Origin of the sequence: Bifidobacterium sp. WK012_4_13 (assembly GCF_041080835.1) — a bacterium.
Classification (GTDB): Bacteria; Actinomycetota; Actinomycetes; order Actinomycetales; family Bifidobacteriaceae; genus Bombiscardovia; species Bombiscardovia fermentum.
On sequence record NZ_CP129684.1, the window covers coordinates 27,075 to 42,795 of the forward strand.

Here is a 15,721-nt window from a genome sequence, read left to right on the forward strand (position 1 = left end):
CAACTCATAGTGAAGGGGATTGTGACAAAGCGTTGTAAGCAATAATAACCGTTTTATTGTAAGCAATAAATAGTGCTACAATAAAAACATAAGCAATAAAGACAGAAAGGCATAGTTATGGCACACTTCATCACCTTCGCCAATACCAAGGGCGGCGCGGCGAAGACCACCAGCGCCCTCATGTTCGCCGGTATCCTGACCGCAAGAGGAGAAAAGGTAGAGGTCAGGGACACCGATCCTTCCGGAGGGGCGACGGACTGGAAGAAGATGGCACAGAAAAACGGGACACCTCTCCCCTTCCTCGTGCACAGCGCAAACATGAAGGAAGTAGACGAACCACCCGTATCGGATGCTGACTGGGTGCTTATCGACACTCCACCGCTGCAAGCTGAGATCATTCAAGCGGCCATCTCGGCAGCTGATCTTGTCATCATCACCACGCAGCCAAGCAAACTTGATGTGACCCGCGCTCTGGAAACTGCAGAAGCAGTCGATAAGCCCATGACTGTGCTGGTTACGCGAGTGGATGATCGCACGGTCGAGTGGCGTCAATGCGAGAAACGCATCAAGGAAGCCGGGCTATCTCGTTTGGATTCCTACATCAAGGCAAGGGAAAGCATTAAACGCGCCATCGGCACCAATGCCATCCCGTCAGATAGTGGGTACAAGGAAGCCGTAGACGAGGTAATGGCCGCCTTCCGTTAAAGAGCAACAAAGACATAAATGCAGAAAGATATTAGCAATAAAGACAGAAAGCAAGAATCATGGCGATAGATCTGAACAAGAAGGCGACGAAGAGGCTCACCGACGTTCTCGTTGACAAGACCGGCGAGGCGAAGGAGAAGACGCAGCAGATCAGTCTGTACCTTCCGGTGAGCAAACATCGGAAGCTGAAGATGGAATCGGTAAGAACAGGCAAACCCATGACGAAGATCATCGAGGAATGGATAGACACAGAGATACAGGATTAGGCAATAATGCAATAAAGACACAGATATAGAATTGCATAAATCTACTATTCTTGCTAGGATAAAAACATAATGCAATAATCCTGTTAAGGGAGGCGATTATGGCTTTTATGGCTGGTGATTTCGAGTATGTGGCGGGCAATCTGGCGACGGATCCTCGTGTGAAGCGGTTTCCTGCTGCTGATGGCATGTATGACGAGGTTCTGTGGATGACCGTGGCGGTGAACCACACGGGCGCGGCCACGGAGTATGTGGAGTTAGAGGCCAGGGGCAAGACCAAGGAATACATCAAGAACCTGATCGCGTCACCTGTAAAACCGTTGAGCAAGGGTACATTCATCATGGCCGGCGGCAGCCCGGTGGTGTCGAAGAACGGGAAACGCAAGTTGAAACTTGTGGTGTTCAGCAGTGAGACGAGTCTTGGCTATGACGTGCTGAACTGGGATCACATCCACAAGGATGGTCAGGCCGATGGGTAGTGCGGAGAAGACGCAGACCGTAAGCCTGCTCACCCAGTGTGTGACCCGTTGAAATGCTCCCGTTTATGGGATAATGGATAATTCGATTTAAGGAGGATGCGATGGATGAGCGAACACGGCGAAGTCTGGTGATCCGCGATGGCATGCATTCCGCAGAGCTTGAAGGCGGGCGCGTCACTGACGCGTATCGTCGCGACGCGCAGGACTACATCGATGGCCTCATCGACGAGGATGGGCTGATCCGGCGCACCCGCATCCGGTACGGTCTGGAAACGGCATGAATGATGACACGGGTATCGACCCGTATCTGATTCCCGGAACGAACGTACTGCGCAACAAAGTCAACGCCCAAAGTGAGCAGGAGTTGGCTGACGCCGAGAATGATCTGGTCAACGCCCGTTACAGCAAACTCGCCAGTATGCCTCTCGCCGCCGAAGGCACGGTCGGGCAGTTGCAGTGGATCCACCATTACCTGTTCCAGGACGTGTACGAGTGGGCGGGACGGATCCGCACCATCGATATGAGCAAGGGTGGAGGCAGCGTATTCCAACCCCTGCAACTGTTCACCACCGGCGTCCAATACGCGGAAAGCACGCTAGAGAACGATCATATGCCGCAAGGCTTGGATCGAGACCAGTTCATCGAGCGGCTGGCCGTCAACTTCGCCAACTTCAATACTCTGCATCCCTTCCGTGAGGGCAATGGCCGTACCCAGCGCGTGTTCTGGACACTAGTGGCCCGCGATGCCGGCTGGGGGTTGGACTGGTCGAGAGTGACCAAGCGCGAGAATGACATTGCCTCGTTTGTTGCCCATGAGAACGTGGACTATCACCCGTTGGAGGCCATGTTCGACAAGATCACCCAGCCATTGCCACCTGAACAGGATCTTCGGTTCCTGCCGGCCATCGGCTTCAAGCCCAGTGCAGATGAGGCACCAGGGCAGCCGAACGTGTACCAGGTGCTTTCCGACAGTGAGTTACGAGCAGCAGCGGCAACGCTACAGCTACCAGACCAAAGGCAGTGTACAGGCGAAGAAGAGCGTCAGCGATATACGCCAGGCACTCAGAGCGGGAACCAAGCAACTCAAAACAGAGCAATCCCCTTCCGACGTCACGCAGCAGAAGCGTAAGCGGGGGAGATGAATCGTGGGCGGCTGCCCACACCTGCCGAGCTGGATCAGCTCGACCATGCTCCTGGCGCACGAATCAACAACCACCGTTGATTCGCTTGCCTTATATGATCACTGTGCAAAATCATTCATTGAGGCTGGGTATTATTGTGATTGAGCGAGAGAGATGACAGTGCGTGTTGTGCTCTTTCATTTATCCATTAACAGGTCGATAATTTATAAGGAGACTCTCGTGGTTAATCATCTTATTGATCCCAGCCGCAGTGGTTTCAATGTTGCACCGCCGATATTTGTTGGCGACGATGACCTTAAGACCACACGAGGAAGGTACCGCTGCGAGGTGTGGAAGGCTGCAAGCGGGAAACAGTATGTCATAGTTCGTGAGGGTGAAATAGAGAGCCTGGTAAATGCCAGAGAAATCATTGATGATGCTATTCAATCTCAATATCCAGGTAGTATCAAGATTGAATACTGGCCGGTAGGAACGGTAACCAATGCACCTTTATTCGCAATGCCGTATCCACAAACCATCAGCGTTACAGAACTCACGAAACTTGGCCTTCCAACGGTAAAGACTCTGCCATGAAGATCTACACAACGAACGAGTGGAGTGGCTATGGGAAACATAACTACTATTGGAATGAATATCGACTCGAGGGTGACAGCGTTGTGAAGTATAAATGTCATCGACAGAAATTCTTTGATGGTGAAGAGAATACCTGGGACACGGATGAAAGTGTCATAGAGTCCTGGTCGGTTGATGATCCTGCGCTACCTGATTGGTTAAAAACGTACCTGTAAAGTCACGTAGATGGAGGCAAACGAGTCGTGTAAGTTAATGCAATATACGACCGTTTTCTAGACAATCCCACGGCCTGCCGACCCAGGCCGTTTTTTCATGCTGAAACGTGTATGGAAACCCGTGCAAGAATCAGAGTGCAGTAATCGCTTGATTGGGTTGAGTTTCTTCACATAAGAACCTGCACGTAGCACGAAAGTGTGCTATACTTATGTCGTGTCTTCAAGGATGGTGTTTGCCCGCTCGGCCGAGCGTCATGGTTACACGGTCGCCGATGTGCTGTTTGCGTATCAGCATCTGATTCGTCGTAAGGTGCTGGTGCGTAGCGGTGAACGCTATCTTAAGTTCACTGGACTGCACCACGGTGACCCGCTGGTGCCGAGCATCGAGGTCATGATGAAGATCATACCGGGGCAGGGCATCGTGGTGTTCCATGTGAACGCCGAACAGGGTGGCTTCTGGGACAAGGATTGAAAGGTAGGTGAACCTCATGGCATTGCAGGACGAGACGTGGCAGTGGGATGATTCTCAGGCGGTGGAGAGTACCGCCGCCCAGGCTCAGGTTGAGGCCGATCACGATTTGATGGAGGCGGCCGGCACCGATAATGTTGCGGATGCCGTGGCTGTATTGATGGGCAGGCCTCGCCTGGGGGACAAGCCCAGGGAGAAGAGCGTGCAGATTCATTTCAAGGCTTCCGAGTCGATGGCTGCCTTCGTGGACGAGCAGCGCAAACAGTCTGGAATGCGCAACAAGTCCGAGTATCTGCGCATGCTCATAGAGCAGGAGATGAAGCACCAGCACCACCGGTTGCAGGCCGCGTGACCATGATCGTCGGTTATGCCAGGGTGAGCACTCTGGAGCAGAACGAGCGGTTGCAGACCGACGCGCTCACCAGGGCAGGATGCGAACGGCTGTTCACCGACCATGCGTCCGGCGCGAAGGCGCACCGGCCCGAACTGGACCATATGCTCGACACCATCCGCGAGGGGGACACGCTCGTCGTGTGGAAGCTCGACCGGCTCGGCCGTAGCGTGCAGAACCTCGTCGATCTCATGAACCTGCTGCAAGTAAAGGGAGTGGGGTTCAAAAGCCTGACGGAGAACATGGACACCACCACACCCGGAGGCGTGCTGATCTTCAACGTGTTCGCCGCGATGGCGCAGTTCGAACGCGACCTGATACGGGAACGCACCAACGCGGGATTGCAGGCCGCCAGGGCCAGGGGACACCTGGGTGGCAGGCCATCCAAGCTTGACGGGAGGCAGCGCAAACGCATCCGCGAACTCTACCAGGGCAGGACGCTCACCGTGCAGGAGATCGCCGACCAGTACCACGTCAGCCGGCAGACCATATACAGCGTCATCAAGGCATAGCTAGCTAGTTATATAACTAGCTAGCTGCATCCGCTCATCGCGCCTCCGCCACGGTCAGCTCATCCCACCGTGTGGGAATCCGGTTGCTGAGGTGCTGTCGTTTCATGTTCCATCCCGTTGAGGGTCTGATCGGTGGCGGTGCTGCATGGATGCGCAGTGGACGGGAGTATCGTGTTGGAACTTGTGATAGCTCTGGATATGAAAAAGGGTTGGTTGCTGGATAAGGTTCGGTCGGTTCGTAGGATGGCTGGAGGTGCCGATGGGTCGTTGGCGCAGGTTGCTTGGTTGGATTGGCTCTGTCTGCTTCCTTATCCCGCTCGTTCCGCTCAGTGATCCGCAGGTGCGCACTAGCGTGGGAATCAGTGTGTGGGAACATCCTATGATGCCGCTGCCAGGGATGGTGCTCACACCGGAGACGTTGCTGACTACTGCCGGTCTGGTGCTCGGCGCTTTGTGCTGGCTTGCCTACGGAGTCCTGTGCATGGTGGCCGCTGGCAGACCCGGCGCGGCGGCCGGCCAACGTGTCGTTACAGGCCATGCGCGCAGGGTTCTGTGGCTTCTGACGCGCGTCATCCTCGCATTGGCGGTGTTCTGGGGATTGCTGACCGCCGGGTTCACGCTGCTGTTCGCCGATAGTTATCATGTGCTCGCGCCGCGCAGCGCTGCCGGCTGCGCCGTCGTCGTCTCGTTCGGCGAGGGCATGGCCAACTCCTCCGGCGACGTGTATCTCAAGCAGCCCGACTCCCCATGGCTCGTAGACACCGGCGGCAACTGGTCGCAGGTGCATGACGTTGTTGCCGATCCCATCCGCGAGGGTGCATGGTCGCTCATATGGCAGGGCCGTGCCGCCCATCTGAACATCTGGGGACACGACGGCACCGTGGAGTTCCAGACGTCACCGCACGGGATCACCTGCGATCAATGATGCGTGGCTTTCATCTGCTCGGTGAGGCAAGGAACCTGGCGTACACGCGGGCTAGCGCATCCGCTTGGCTGGCGGAGGGCATACCCGATGCCTTTGCTGCTGCCAACAGCAGTTTAGTGGTGAAGCCGAGGTTGACGCCCCACACGTCGATGCCATTGAGAACCATGGTGAACGCTGCAGACACGTTGTCCGGGTTTGCGTTGAACCGGCTGCTGTAGAAGTTTCTGATCCGCTGGTTGCCGTCTGCCTGATAGATCGAGCGCATCGCGTTGCCCAGCGCCAGCCCCGAGGTATCGCCGCTCATGGCTTTCTGCAGGAGCCACCCGTCGGCGTCCGCCAGCACATCGGCGTATGCGAAACCTCCGTCTGCGTCGACCACGCCAAGGCGCTGAGCCGCCCATGTCGACAGGTCTGCGTTTTCTCCGCTTCCTTCGTAGGAGCCCCAGAGCTGGAGCAGATCGAGCAGCCATCCGCCCAAATCACCGGCATCCGACTTGTTTGCGGCAATGTCAACGCCCCAATCGCGGTAGCCAAGGCAGGTGGCCGCCATGTGGGGGACATCCCGGTAGGATGTATTGACCGATGGCAGACTTCCAGTGGTTCCCGCAGTGCCGAGCGCTTCTTCGACAGCGGCTCTCGCAAGGACCTCCTGCTCATTTGTTGCCGGCTCCGGCGTATAAGTGTGCCACATTATGGATTTCTCTTCTCCGTCGGACCAGTATGTCGGTTTTCTTAGCCATCCGAGGATGTAGTCGGGCATGAACCCGGCGTAGGCGTTCATGGGGTTGAGCAGGCTGTTGGCCGCGTATATCGCCTTCTCTCCCTTGATCTCGGCGCTGACGATCCAGTCGTAGAGGACGTCGAGGCCGAACTGTGCGGGGGTGTCCCCGTCCTTTTCGGTGGGTGGCAGGGTGAGGGATGCTAGGTCGATGGCTGCCGCGCGCGATGAGATGGCATCCTTGTCGATGCCTATGCTGCTGCCGCCCAGGCTGGCGGTGGTTTCCTGTATCTGGTTGTACTGCCATGCTGGCGGCATGGGGAATCCCATGTTGCCCGACCAGCCTGTGGACATGCCGGCCACGAAGACGGCCGATGCCAGACCCTTGCCGGTGAGACTCTGACATACGTTGCGGGTGCCGTACACGCCGATGGCGTATGCGCCGTTGAGGTAGGGCTTCATCCCGTCGGCGATGCCGTTGAAGAAGTCGGATACCGGTCCGGCGATGGAATCCTCGTTCGGATCATAGTCCACTGCGAAGAAGACGGTGGATCCCATGGGCAGTCCCAGCAGCCGGCATCGCGCCGTGGCCTCGGCGCCCTGAGTTTCTCCTTCCGCAGCGGTCATGACGCTGTCGCTGTTGTTGTAGCGTTCGTGGATGGGGAACAGTCTGAGTCCCGCGGCCTTGATCGCGCCAAGCTCGGCGATGGTGATGTTCTTGCCGGACCCGACCGTGTATCGGCCAACATGCGTGTATCCGGCATCGGCGGCGCCTTGCGCCTGGCTGCCGGTGAGCTGCGTCGAGGTGTCGAACCCCTTCGTTGTCCTGTCGGGGTCCCCTGTCGATACAAGCAGCGCGCACCAGGTCCCGTAGTCACCCTCGCCAGTCACTGTCAGTTCCATGAAGGACTGGAAGCTTGACGCCTGTGCGCCGGTCTGCGCGCCGAACGATCCGTCGAATGGTGTGTCCGCATACCCGTTGAGCCGGAGCGCTCCTTGGAAGAGACGGACGTAATGGTGGGAGCTGTCCGCGTCTCCCTGGGAGACCGGAGCACTGTCGCGCAGACCCTGCCTGGTGCCGGGGCCGAAGTTGCCGTTGGCTGTCGCATCGTCCATGCCGAACTCGTACTGCAATCCGTAGAGCATGGCCGTCTGTATCTGCCGCGAGTACAGTCCGTCGCAGGGAACCAGAGCGAAGCTGCCACGAGTGGAGTACATGCCGTTGAGCCACTGTTGCACCGTGCGAATGCTGCCGGTCCCGCTGCCCGTCTCGGGAATGACGTACGCATCCATCGACATCAGCGATGCCATGAGCTTCACATCGATGGACTGAATCGTTGCATCCAGGCCGAGATCGGACCTGACCCGGGAAACGGATGGCACCAGGTTCGTGAATGCCATGGGATCGGTGAAGTTCCATCCCGAATACCCTTTGCACCACAGGCTTCCCGATACCAGGCGCAGCACGTTCTGCGACGTCGTCGATGCATCTATCTTCCCTATCTTCGCCGTGAACGCGGCGGTGGTGGCCGTGCCGAAACCCGAGGACACCGGAGAAATGCCAAGCTCATGCTGAAGACCTCGGCGCAGCCCATAGATCGTGTTCCACCCGGTATTTCCATCCTCCGCAAGACTCACCCATCCGTCAACCGACCCGTATGTTGCGTTGAGCCACTGCTGTGTGGCTAGAACCATTGCATCTGCCATGATAGGCATCTCCTTCAGAGATTCATCAGAATCGATAAACCTGTAAGTAACTGAATCTTGAACCGTTCGACCGGCCACGTACCCTTCGCGTGTGACCGCTCTACAAAGAGCGGGAAGAGGCGTCGGCGTATTACCCAAGCCCGTTCCTACCGCTGGAACCGTCGTCCTTGACATTTCCACGATCATTATATGCAGGCGACACACGCTGCAAGGGTCACGGAACATGAACGTGCGATGAGCAGTAAGTGACGTCTGTGAGCCTGCTTCCTCCCAGCAGTATGATTATGGCAGGCTCCGGTCTCATCGGCGAGAATGGGGGCTTATTCTATGAAGGGGAAAGAAATGATTCATCATCAGAACTCTATGCTCAGGTTCAACGGCACTGCCGTTAGTAACTACTCGCAGTTGAACATGACCAAGCGCATCAACATCACCACCCAATAGCAGGCCAAAGACTCCGACCCTGACAACGGGCCGGAAGGAGACGGCTGACCAGTACCACGTCAGCCGACATACCATCCATAGCGTTATAGGCGCGTGACGTGCTATACGGCTAGTCGGTCATATGACTGCGGCTATTAAGGGGTCTATCGGCAGACTATTCTGAGTCGTATGAAGAATTCAGCGGACGTGGACGGGGCATCATTGATCGATACCAATGTCTGGTTCAGTCATCTTCGTTCATGCCATCTTGATGATCGGGATGCCATTCTTCAGGCGACCTTGGATATTGAGATGTCGCTCACGGGACGCATTGACATGTTTCAGCTCAATATCTTCTTTGCGGAGGCGTCGAAGGAGCTGCGTAATGCCGTGAAGCTTTTAGAAAGCGGCATGTATGATTCCGCGTTCTATTCCGTGAGATCCGCAGTGGAACTGGCCCACATCGTGGCATATTTCTCGGGCGACGATGATCCAGCATCTAGTGAGCTGTATGAAAGATGGAAAAAAGGCGGATGGTTTCCGCCCGATGGGGAGATAAGGAAAAACCTGGCGGAGGTCTGCGCCCCGTTTCAGGAGGTCAAGGCCGCTCTGCCTGAATTCTTCGCTGAACGCAACAAGGCCTTGCGTCGTGCGAACAAGTACATTCACCGGCAGGGGTTCCGCACGTTCTACTCATTGACTCAGAGACCGGAACCCTGGTATGCAGGATATTTGCCTGCGATGCGCGATGAGTTCCATGCGTTCATCATGGGTGCAGTGACCGAGATCATCCTGCTGCGACTGAGCGTGGATCCCTTCCCGATTCTGCTCCGCGATCCTGACGTGATGTATAAGATCCATTATGTTTCTCAGACCAAGCCGCTGTCGGACACGGTCGTGGACCTGTTTCTGACCCCTAAGATAATTGACTCGTACCGTTCCACAAGCTTCTATTCCCAGCTTGCCGAAGAATTCTCGGGTAATGAGCCGTTCTCCAAGGCAACCTACAACCTGTTCAACTTCGGGATATACCATCATGCCGATCACGATAAGATCATGCAACAATTCAAGCTTCTCGGAAAATCGGACCGTATGGCTGTTCGCATCTTCGAATGCATGCCAGACGTGTCGTGCATATTCACAGAATCCGGACTGAAAATGTACATGGCGGAATCATTTGTTCTCAAGAGCGGCCCTCTCATCAGCTCTGACGACTTCAGAACAGATCAAGGACAGCCAGGCATCGTTAACCGGCCTTGCCCCCAGGGATACGAAACTCTCATACACATTGATGGTGACGCCTATATGTTGAATCATGCCCACCCTTTATCCACCGATTCCATGCGGAGTCTTGAAAGACTGAAGTCAGACATTGAAGCCGACTCCTAGAGGATGCCCGTAAAAAGGTGCTCCTACCATGCTCACAGAGAGACAGCGTTAAAGGATCATCGTGCCTTCGCCACGGCCAGCTCATCCCACCGTGTGGTGCCTCGGTTGCTGAGGTGGTGTCGTTTCATGTTCCATGCGGCGCCGGTTTCCTGGCGTGCCCTGCCCTTGCCTTTCATGCCGGCCCAGCCGATGCCGACGCTTTGCAGCCCGAATTTCCGGTTGGCCTGGTCGAGGATCGTGCCCAGGCCATTGTCACGCTTGGCGTCCATCCCGTCGAAGGTCGTGTATGACGCGGCGTCGGTGAGTGCGCCGAGCATGACGCCGGCCCGCACGTATCTGGCGTGTGGGTCGATCATGCGGGGGAGTGTGCCCACGGCTGCCCTGGCGATGGTGAGCGGGTCGTCTGCCGGGTCGGTGAGGATGATGCTGCCGCTTCTGGACTGGTAGTCCTGGTTGAAGGGGCTGGTGGCGATGAACACGGTGACCATGCCGGCCAGGGATCCTTGCTTGCGTAGCCGGATGGATGCCTGCTGCGCGTAGGTGCTGACTGCTGCGGAGAGGTCGGGCAGGCCGGTTATGGGCTGGCCGAACATTCTGCTGCACATGAGCTGCTGTTTCCTGGTGCCGTCGATGGCGTCGAAATCGTCCAGTTCGATGGAGGGTATGCCTTGCAGTTCCAATACCGTGCGTTGCAGGAGCACGGAGAACAGGTGACGGATCCTGGATGGATCCGCGCGTGCGAGGTCGCCGGCCGTGGTGATGCTCATGCCTTGAAGCTTTCTGGTGAGGCGTCGGCCGACGCCCCACACTTCCGACACGTCGATCCGGTCGAGCACGTCCGGCTCCTGGGATCTAAGCAGATCCCAGTCGCCTATGCCGCCGCCCTGGTGCTTGATGTAGTGGCTGACGATCTTCGCCAACGTCCTGGTGGGGGCGGTGGCGATGGTGAGCGGGATGCCGATGCCTTGCAGCACCGTTTCCCGCATTCTTGTGCAGACGATCCTGGTGCGCTGCGGATCCTGGAAGCCTCGCAGGAAGCATTCGTCTATCGAGTAGATCTCCTGGCCGGGAAGGGCCGCGGCCATGAGCCGCATCATGCGCCTGGACAGGCTCGCATACAGTTCGTAGTTGCTGCTCCTGGCTATCACGCCATCATGCTGTGCCTGGCCTCTGATCTTGAACCAGGGCGTGCCGTTGCTGATGCCGAGCAGCTTCGCCTCGCGGCTGCGCGAGACCACGCACCCGTCATTGTTGGAGAGCACCACGAGCGGCCGGCGTGCGAGTTCGGGGTGGAACACTCTCTCGCATGACGCATAGAAGCTATCCGCGTCGGCCAGCACGAACATGCGTCCACTCATCGGCATCACCCTTCTTCGAGGACGTTCATTCTATCTGCCGGCCGCGATGTGATCCGCGTCTCCCGGATCACATCATTCGATGAGCTAGGGGAGACGGACTGCCCGCAGAGGGACAGACCGGTTTTCGTCGCCTTACGGCCTATGGCGGTAAGGCTGAACAGGTTGGATGGTGGGGTTTTCCTGCCACCTTCCACTCTGGCACAACCCGCTGCGAGTCAAGCCGGATGTGTCCCGGCCCACGCCTCGCTTTCGTCTTCGGGGATATAAAAGCGTATCCCCTTGGGCTTCGCTCCCCATGTTCCGATCCACACACGGCTTGACTCTCCGCTTCCTGTTGTGCCGGCATTCCAGGCGTCAGGAAAACAGTTGGATACACAAAGGAGAGTCATGATGACGAACACGTTCTGCGACGACTTCAGGGCAATGACCGCCGAGAGGATGGCCGGGTCGATGGAGGACATGACCTACGCCTACGAGCAGACCAGAGTCCCCAAGGCACACTACAGGAAGATGCTCGCCACCGGCATCGAGCAGGTGATGGAAGCCAGCGTCGAAATCAACTTGATACAGCCCTACATCAGCATCATCAAGCAGATGATAAACGAAAACCCCAAGAGCTTCTACAAGGCACTGCTGTGCATCGACGCGAAGGTGACCATGACCACTATCCGCACCAGCGAATGGGAAGCACTGGAAGACATGTGGCAGTCACACCAATCGAAGGACGACCCCAACCATGGCGGCCACCTGCCCAAGGCCACCATCGACACGTTCAAGGACATAGCCAAGCACGGCCTCGACCAACTCAGCAACGAGCTTGACGACAAGCAGAAATAGCCAATCAACAGCAATCAAATGAAACAGAACCAAGGAGAGAACATCATGGCAAACACCTACTACCACTGCTCAAGGTGCGGCAGACAAGTCGAAGAAAACGAAGCATGTGACGAACACTTTACCTGCGAATGCCGATTGGAACCACAACCAGACGTCAAGACCACGACTGCGGTCATCAGTCTTGAAAAGCTCGGCATAGCCGCCTATGAACCAGACGAGCAGGAAATAGAGGACGCGCTCATCAACGACTATTACGACACACTCAGGTACGAGCAGGGACGTGCCGTGGCCGACCAGTGGGAAAAGGAAAAGCGCGAGGCATTCCACCAATGGATGCGACACCACGATGAACAAGTCATCAGAAATCAACAGAAGAAGGAAGGTGAAGACTGATGGCCCGCCCGAACGGAACGGAGGAACTGTATTCGATACGCCTTGGAATCGAGGCGCGGGAAGCGCCAGTCGCCGCACTCTACAGTGACCTGAGACTGAACCCCGAACAGGTTCCACACGGCTGGCACCGGTATTCGATTCGTGAGACGGACGGGGGCAGCGGGGAGCCGGCCACCATCGAACGGCATGTGCTGGTGAACCATCTGATGGACATTCTCACCACGGAAAACCTGGACAGCCTCATCGAAAAAAACGACGGCTGTCTGAACATCAGCGACTACGACTACGACGATTCACATTGCGTATCATTCCCCAAATCGATTCTTTCGCCACGATACTTCCACGACTGAGCGTCACACCCGCCGCACAGCAACGGCGGGCACACCCCACCGTCGCCATCGCGCGATGCAGGGGGAATGGAGCGGCCCACGGCTGCACTGACCATCGAAAGGAGCATCCGCCAAACGCGGACGCAGACACATGAAGGCGGCCGAACAACGTGGCCGCGTCCTCGATGCCTGAAGAGAAGAGGCGAGGCATCGAGCAGGAGATGGAGCAGCCTTCGGCTGCGCTTTTCTGTTTTCTTTTTGACCGGTCGGCTATCGCCTTGGATCATATCGAAGTCGCGGAACCCGTCAACGCGACGCACGCGAGCAAGCTCGGAGCGTCGCTTATGACGGAACCCGCTTTGTTCGATAACGCTTCGCTTGACCAACCGGCCAAAAAGAAAAAACAGGGGGGGTAGAACTCATGAGCCGCACACTAAGAATCAGCATCGAGCAGCCATCAGAGAGCAACCATACATGGAACAAATGCGACACCTATGTGCATAGCGAGGGCATCGGCAACGATGACGCAGACCAAATTATCTCATCGATGGACACGATTGCGCCCGACGTGTGGCATCTGGAAAACGATTGCGGCGACGAGTGGGAAATCAGCACGGAACAATACGAACAACTGCAATCAGAGCATGAGAAATGCAGTCCATCACGGTTCACCCTTCCCGACTTGCCACAGACTTTCACCACCGATTACGTCACCGTTAGCATCAACTAAGGAGCAGCACATCATGACTACCATCATCAAAGCAAACAGCTTGGAACAGGCGAAGAGCAGACTCGAACGGGTCAGAAGCGAACGGGAAGCGACCGAACAGGCGGCACGCGACGAGGCGCATGCGATACCGTTCGGACAGCCGAACATCGAGGGACGCGGCAACATCTACAAGCATGTGCAGCAGCAGTGGGACAGGACGCGCCGCCTCGCTGACGAGGAAGAGCGTGCAGCCGACCGCGTGGACATGCTCGAAATGGTCGAGAAGTTCAAGGAAGATAACGAACGGTTGCAGGATGTTCGCGTGGTGGGACGCACAGGCTGGGCAAGCGTGGGAGCCGCCACGAGCGTCAACAACCTTGACTATTTCAAAGGCAGGCTAGCTCAGATGATAGCCGACAACGAGGCAGTGAAAGCATGGAACAAGAACCACAGGGATGCGAAGCGTTGCACGTTCGGCAGCAAGATAACCGCCCTGAGAAAAAAGGTCGCCTATCTCGAAGCAGTGAAAAGCAAGGCCGACAGCACGCCCGTCAGCGAGCACAGCCAGCAGCTCATCGACAGTGGCAAGGTAAGCCAGTGGAAGAAGAAACCAATCTACTATTTCGTGGACGGGCTGCGCAAAGTCGCGTTGACCCTTGATGATAACGGTGACTTCCAGGAATCGAAACGCTACCCAGCCTACGAGGACAGCGACCGCGAGACCGTGCAAAGACTCCTGGCACACTGAACCAGCCGGGCACTCCACAGTCAGCGTGGAGTGCCCAAGGCTCGCGTCCCGTGCGTTTCTCGCGCGCCACAGACAACGTGGCGCACTCCAAGCCGCTCTCGCCTACCGGCGACATAGGGAGCGGGTTTCACCCGCGCATTGATGAGCGGAACGACCGTCAAAGGGGCGGTCGCATTAGTGTCTTCATGATCGTGGCTGCGCTTCGCTGCGCGTCTTTTTCGTCCCTTCTTGACTCATTCCACTGTAGCGCCGGTGCTGCCTCATGCAACCCGGATGCGTCGGCAAAGCCGGCCGCCGCGCACGGGCCTTCGGGCCTTCTCGCCACTCCGGTCACACGCCGCAGGCGTGTTCTCTCGTGCCGCTGCGGCTTGCATTCGTGCGCTCCACCGCATCCGTGGAAATCGTTCAAGAAGTTCCAAAAAAATGATTGGAACCACACAAAGAAAGAAGAAAACAATGCAATATCTCAACGACAGCCAAGGACACGCACTGACCGGCACCAACGGGTTCGACGAACCGATAACCTACACAGTCTGCCGGTTCCAAGCAGACAGATCACTGGCACTGATGACGGTGTACAGAGATGAGATGGGCAACATGGGAGCCGACCCGGTAAGCGTCAACCTTATGGCATATGGCTACATTCCCATGCGCGGGCACACGTACATCAACGAAGAATACCTTCAACTCGTCAAACCCCTCATCGACGCTGAACAAGCAAGAATATGCAGCCACATTCATTACGGCTCCTACAATGCCTCAGCGGTAGATATGGAAATACTCATCGACAACATCGAGGAAATCGCAGACCAAAACAGTAAGGAAGAATAGAGACACAAGCCGATACCATCACGAAATTTGCGCGGATAATCGCCCGAAACGAATAAAGAATGCCCCGCTTTTGCGGGGCATTACTGTTTGTCAGTGAAGAACAAATCACGCATCATGATGTACAAAAGCAGGAACATCACTGATCGCATTCTGCGAAGAATCCTGAGATTCCGTTTCCTCATTTGATGATTTTTCTTGCGCATCTTCCGAAGATGAATCACTCGCAGCCGCTTGTCGAATCAAGGATATTTGTTGCGAAGAAAGCTCAAAAAGCTCATCGATTGCCTGCTTGTTCATCCCATACTTATTCGTGAACTTTGCCAATTCCGAGTTCAAAACCGACGCAGCACCCATCATTTTCTTAAGCTCATTGAATACAGTCTTCATATCCTTCAGCTTCTCCGATGCAAGTGCACGCTCTCGTTTCAGCACATCAACACCCAGAGTATTCTCGCTCATTCTCGACGCCATTACTGTGCTCCAATCTCTATAAAAATATGCATTTCCATGCTCAATTATCAATTCTAGTTCATGCACTAGAAGCTCAAAAAAATGACAAAACAAGTAAAACTACCTACTGTGCCCCCTTGGGGCTAAAATGGGTA

Annotated in this window: 23 protein-coding genes; 19 read left to right on the top strand and 4 right to left on the bottom strand. The window is 56.1% G+C overall.

Annotated features, from left to right (window positions below; translation table 11 throughout):
* Positions 1–117 precede the first annotated feature (117 nt).
* The 10 genes from QN062_RS09945 (at position 118) to QN062_RS09990 (ending at position 4,749) form a co-directional block, all read left to right on the top strand.
* Positions 118–705 carry a ParA family protein gene (locus QN062_RS09945; RefSeq protein ID WP_340445509.1) on the top strand — a complete coding sequence of 196 codons (588 nt, stop codon included), beginning with the start codon at positions 118–120 and terminating at the stop codon, positions 703–705.
* A gap of 59 nt (positions 706–764) precedes the next feature.
* Positions 765–971: a hypothetical protein gene (locus QN062_RS09950; protein WP_369342616.1), complete on the top strand. Its 207-nt coding sequence runs from the start codon at positions 765–767 to the stop codon at positions 969–971.
* Between the two features lie 98 nt (positions 972–1,069).
* Positions 1,070–1,447 (top strand): hypothetical protein, encoded by a 378-nt coding sequence (locus QN062_RS09955; protein WP_369342617.1) that lies wholly within the window; start codon positions 1,070–1,072, stop codon positions 1,445–1,447.
* Between the two features lie 101 nt (positions 1,448–1,548).
* Positions 1,549–1,728, top strand: a complete 180-nt coding sequence (locus QN062_RS09960) for a hypothetical protein (RefSeq protein ID WP_369342618.1) — start codon at positions 1,549–1,551, stop codon at positions 1,726–1,728.
* Complete coding sequence (locus QN062_RS09965; RefSeq protein WP_369342619.1) at positions 1,725–2,576, top strand: Fic/DOC family protein; 852 nt, start codon at positions 1,725–1,727, stop codon at positions 2,574–2,576. The genes QN062_RS09960 and QN062_RS09965 overlap by 4 nt, the downstream gene beginning before the upstream one ends.
* A gap of 232 nt (positions 2,577–2,808) precedes the next feature.
* Entirely contained in the window at positions 2,809–3,162 is a 354-nt protein-coding gene (locus QN062_RS09970; RefSeq protein ID WP_369342620.1) for a hypothetical protein, read from the top strand.
* A complete protein-coding gene (locus tag QN062_RS09975; protein WP_369342621.1) occupies positions 3,159–3,377 on the top strand; it encodes a hypothetical protein in 219 nt (72 codons plus the stop codon). Before QN062_RS09970 ends, QN062_RS09975 begins: the two co-directional genes overlap by 4 nt.
* A gap of 214 nt (positions 3,378–3,591) precedes the next feature.
* Positions 3,592–3,849, top strand: coding sequence for a hypothetical protein (locus tag QN062_RS09980; protein WP_143241925.1), 258 nt, complete (start codon positions 3,592–3,594; stop codon positions 3,847–3,849).
* Between the two features lie 16 nt (positions 3,850–3,865).
* Positions 3,866–4,198: a hypothetical protein gene (locus tag QN062_RS09985; protein WP_094692110.1), complete on the top strand. Its 333-nt coding sequence runs from the start codon at positions 3,866–3,868 to the stop codon at positions 4,196–4,198.
* 2 nt (positions 4,199–4,200) lie between these two features.
* Entirely contained in the window at positions 4,201–4,749 is a 549-nt protein-coding gene (locus tag QN062_RS09990; RefSeq protein ID WP_094692111.1) for a recombinase family protein, read from the top strand.
* Positions 4,750–4,783: 34 nt separating this feature from the next.
* Here the strand turns inward: QN062_RS09990 and QN062_RS09995 are convergent, their stop codons facing one another.
* Positions 4,784–5,125: a DUF4113 domain-containing protein gene (locus QN062_RS09995; RefSeq protein ID WP_158215583.1), complete on the bottom strand. Its 342-nt coding sequence runs from the start codon at positions 5,123–5,125 to the stop codon at positions 4,784–4,786.
* Between QN062_RS09995 and QN062_RS10000 the strand changes: the two genes are divergently transcribed.
* Entirely contained in the window at positions 5,114–5,674 is a 561-nt protein-coding gene (locus QN062_RS10000) for a hypothetical protein (protein WP_369342622.1), read from the top strand. The genes QN062_RS09995 and QN062_RS10000 overlap by 12 nt on opposite strands.
* A gap of 10 nt (positions 5,675–5,684) precedes the next feature.
* Here the strand turns inward: QN062_RS10000 and QN062_RS10005 are convergent, their stop codons facing one another.
* Positions 5,685–8,099 (bottom strand): glycoside hydrolase domain-containing protein, encoded by a 2,415-nt coding sequence (locus QN062_RS10005; RefSeq protein ID WP_369342623.1) that lies wholly within the window; start codon positions 8,097–8,099, stop codon positions 5,685–5,687.
* Positions 8,100–8,711: 612 nt separating this feature from the next.
* On the opposite strand from QN062_RS10005, the gene QN062_RS10010 reads away from it, so the two are divergent.
* A complete protein-coding gene (locus QN062_RS10010) occupies positions 8,712–9,911 on the top strand; it encodes a hypothetical protein (protein WP_094692115.1) in 1,200 nt (399 codons plus the stop codon).
* A 56-nt stretch (positions 9,912–9,967) separates the two neighbouring features.
* Here the strand turns inward: QN062_RS10010 and QN062_RS10015 are convergent, their stop codons facing one another.
* Positions 9,968–11,269 (bottom strand): Y-family DNA polymerase, encoded by a 1,302-nt coding sequence (locus QN062_RS10015; protein WP_094692175.1) that lies wholly within the window; start codon positions 11,267–11,269, stop codon positions 9,968–9,970.
* A gap of 387 nt (positions 11,270–11,656) precedes the next feature.
* Between QN062_RS10015 and QN062_RS10020 the strand changes: the two genes are divergently transcribed.
* The 7 genes from QN062_RS10020 (at position 11,657) to QN062_RS10050 (ending at position 15,116) form a co-directional block, all read left to right on the top strand.
* On the top strand, positions 11,657–12,106 hold the full coding sequence (locus QN062_RS10020; protein WP_094692116.1) for a hypothetical protein: 450 nt from the start codon (positions 11,657–11,659) through the stop codon (positions 12,104–12,106).
* A gap of 45 nt (positions 12,107–12,151) precedes the next feature.
* Complete coding sequence (locus QN062_RS10025) at positions 12,152–12,499, top strand: hypothetical protein (RefSeq protein ID WP_143241927.1); 348 nt, start codon at positions 12,152–12,154, stop codon at positions 12,497–12,499.
* Positions 12,499–12,849 carry an LPD28 domain-containing protein gene (locus tag QN062_RS10030; protein ID WP_094692118.1) on the top strand — a complete coding sequence of 117 codons (351 nt, stop codon included), beginning with the start codon at positions 12,499–12,501 and terminating at the stop codon, positions 12,847–12,849. Before QN062_RS10025 ends, QN062_RS10030 begins: the two co-directional genes overlap by 1 nt.
* Before the next feature lie 164 nt (positions 12,850–13,013).
* The gene (locus QN062_RS10035) at positions 13,014–13,244 is read left to right on the top strand and encodes a hypothetical protein (RefSeq protein ID WP_094692119.1); all 231 of its coding nucleotides are present in this window, start codon (positions 13,014–13,016) and stop codon (positions 13,242–13,244) included.
* 5 nt (positions 13,245–13,249) lie between these two features.
* Positions 13,250–13,558, top strand: coding sequence for a hypothetical protein (locus tag QN062_RS10040; protein WP_094692120.1), 309 nt, complete (start codon positions 13,250–13,252; stop codon positions 13,556–13,558).
* A 13-nt stretch (positions 13,559–13,571) separates the two neighbouring features.
* Positions 13,572–14,285 (top strand): hypothetical protein, encoded by a 714-nt coding sequence (locus QN062_RS10045; RefSeq protein ID WP_094692121.1) that lies wholly within the window; start codon positions 13,572–13,574, stop codon positions 14,283–14,285.
* A gap of 423 nt (positions 14,286–14,708) precedes the next feature.
* The gene (locus tag QN062_RS10050; RefSeq protein ID WP_094692122.1) at positions 14,709–15,116 is read left to right on the top strand and encodes a hypothetical protein; all 408 of its coding nucleotides are present in this window, start codon (positions 14,709–14,711) and stop codon (positions 15,114–15,116) included.
* 105 nt (positions 15,117–15,221) lie between these two features.
* Here the strand turns inward: QN062_RS10050 and QN062_RS10055 are convergent, their stop codons facing one another.
* Complete coding sequence (locus tag QN062_RS10055; RefSeq protein WP_369342624.1) at positions 15,222–15,575, bottom strand: hypothetical protein; 354 nt, start codon at positions 15,573–15,575, stop codon at positions 15,222–15,224.
* Between the last annotated feature and the right edge of the window lie 146 nt (positions 15,576–15,721).

What these genes read in the sequence shown, in the direction of transcription:
- QN062_RS09945 (WP_340445509.1), top strand. Translation starts at nt 118, where the DNA reads ATGGCACACTTCATCACCTTCGCCAATACCAAGGGCGGCGCGGCGAAG.
- QN062_RS09950 (WP_369342616.1), top strand. Translation starts at nt 765, where the DNA reads ATGGCGATAGATCTGAACAAGAAGGCGACGAAGAGGCTCACCGACGTT.
- QN062_RS09955 (WP_369342617.1), top strand. Translation starts at nt 1,070, where the DNA reads ATGGCTTTTATGGCTGGTGATTTCGAGTATGTGGCGGGCAATCTGGCG.
- QN062_RS09960 (WP_369342618.1), top strand. Translation starts at nt 1,549, where the DNA reads ATGGATGAGCGAACACGGCGAAGTCTGGTGATCCGCGATGGCATGCAT.
- QN062_RS09965 (WP_369342619.1), top strand. Translation starts at nt 1,725, where the DNA reads ATGAATGATGACACGGGTATCGACCCGTATCTGATTCCCGGAACGAAC.
- QN062_RS09975 (WP_369342621.1), top strand. Translation starts at nt 3,159, where the DNA reads ATGAAGATCTACACAACGAACGAGTGGAGTGGCTATGGGAAACATAAC.
- QN062_RS09985 (WP_094692110.1), top strand. Translation starts at nt 3,866, where the DNA reads ATGGCATTGCAGGACGAGACGTGGCAGTGGGATGATTCTCAGGCGGTG.
- QN062_RS09990 (WP_094692111.1), top strand. Translation starts at nt 4,201, where the DNA reads ATGATCGTCGGTTATGCCAGGGTGAGCACTCTGGAGCAGAACGAGCGG.
- QN062_RS09995 (WP_158215583.1), bottom strand. Translation starts at nt 5,125, where the DNA reads ATGTTCCCACACACTGATTCCCACGCTAGTGCGCACCTGCGGATCACT.
- QN062_RS10005 (WP_369342623.1), bottom strand. Translation starts at nt 8,099, where the DNA reads ATGGCAGATGCAATGGTTCTAGCCACACAGCAGTGGCTCAACGCAACA.
- QN062_RS10010 (WP_094692115.1), top strand. Translation starts at nt 8,712, where the DNA reads ATGAAGAATTCAGCGGACGTGGACGGGGCATCATTGATCGATACCAAT.
- QN062_RS10015 (WP_094692175.1), bottom strand. Translation starts at nt 11,269, where the DNA reads ATGAGTGGACGCATGTTCGTGCTGGCCGACGCGGATAGCTTCTATGCG.
- QN062_RS10020 (WP_094692116.1), top strand. Translation starts at nt 11,657, where the DNA reads ATGATGACGAACACGTTCTGCGACGACTTCAGGGCAATGACCGCCGAG.
- QN062_RS10025 (WP_143241927.1), top strand. Translation starts at nt 12,152, where the DNA reads ATGGCAAACACCTACTACCACTGCTCAAGGTGCGGCAGACAAGTCGAA.
- QN062_RS10030 (WP_094692118.1), top strand. Translation starts at nt 12,499, where the DNA reads ATGGCCCGCCCGAACGGAACGGAGGAACTGTATTCGATACGCCTTGGA.
- QN062_RS10035 (WP_094692119.1), top strand. Translation starts at nt 13,014, where the DNA reads ATGCCTGAAGAGAAGAGGCGAGGCATCGAGCAGGAGATGGAGCAGCCT.
- QN062_RS10040 (WP_094692120.1), top strand. Translation starts at nt 13,250, where the DNA reads ATGAGCCGCACACTAAGAATCAGCATCGAGCAGCCATCAGAGAGCAAC.
- QN062_RS10045 (WP_094692121.1), top strand. Translation starts at nt 13,572, where the DNA reads ATGACTACCATCATCAAAGCAAACAGCTTGGAACAGGCGAAGAGCAGA.
- QN062_RS10050 (WP_094692122.1), top strand. Translation starts at nt 14,709, where the DNA reads ATGATTGGAACCACACAAAGAAAGAAGAAAACAATGCAATATCTCAAC.
- QN062_RS10055 (WP_369342624.1), bottom strand. Translation starts at nt 15,575, where the DNA reads ATGAGCGAGAATACTCTGGGTGTTGATGTGCTGAAACGAGAGCGTGCA.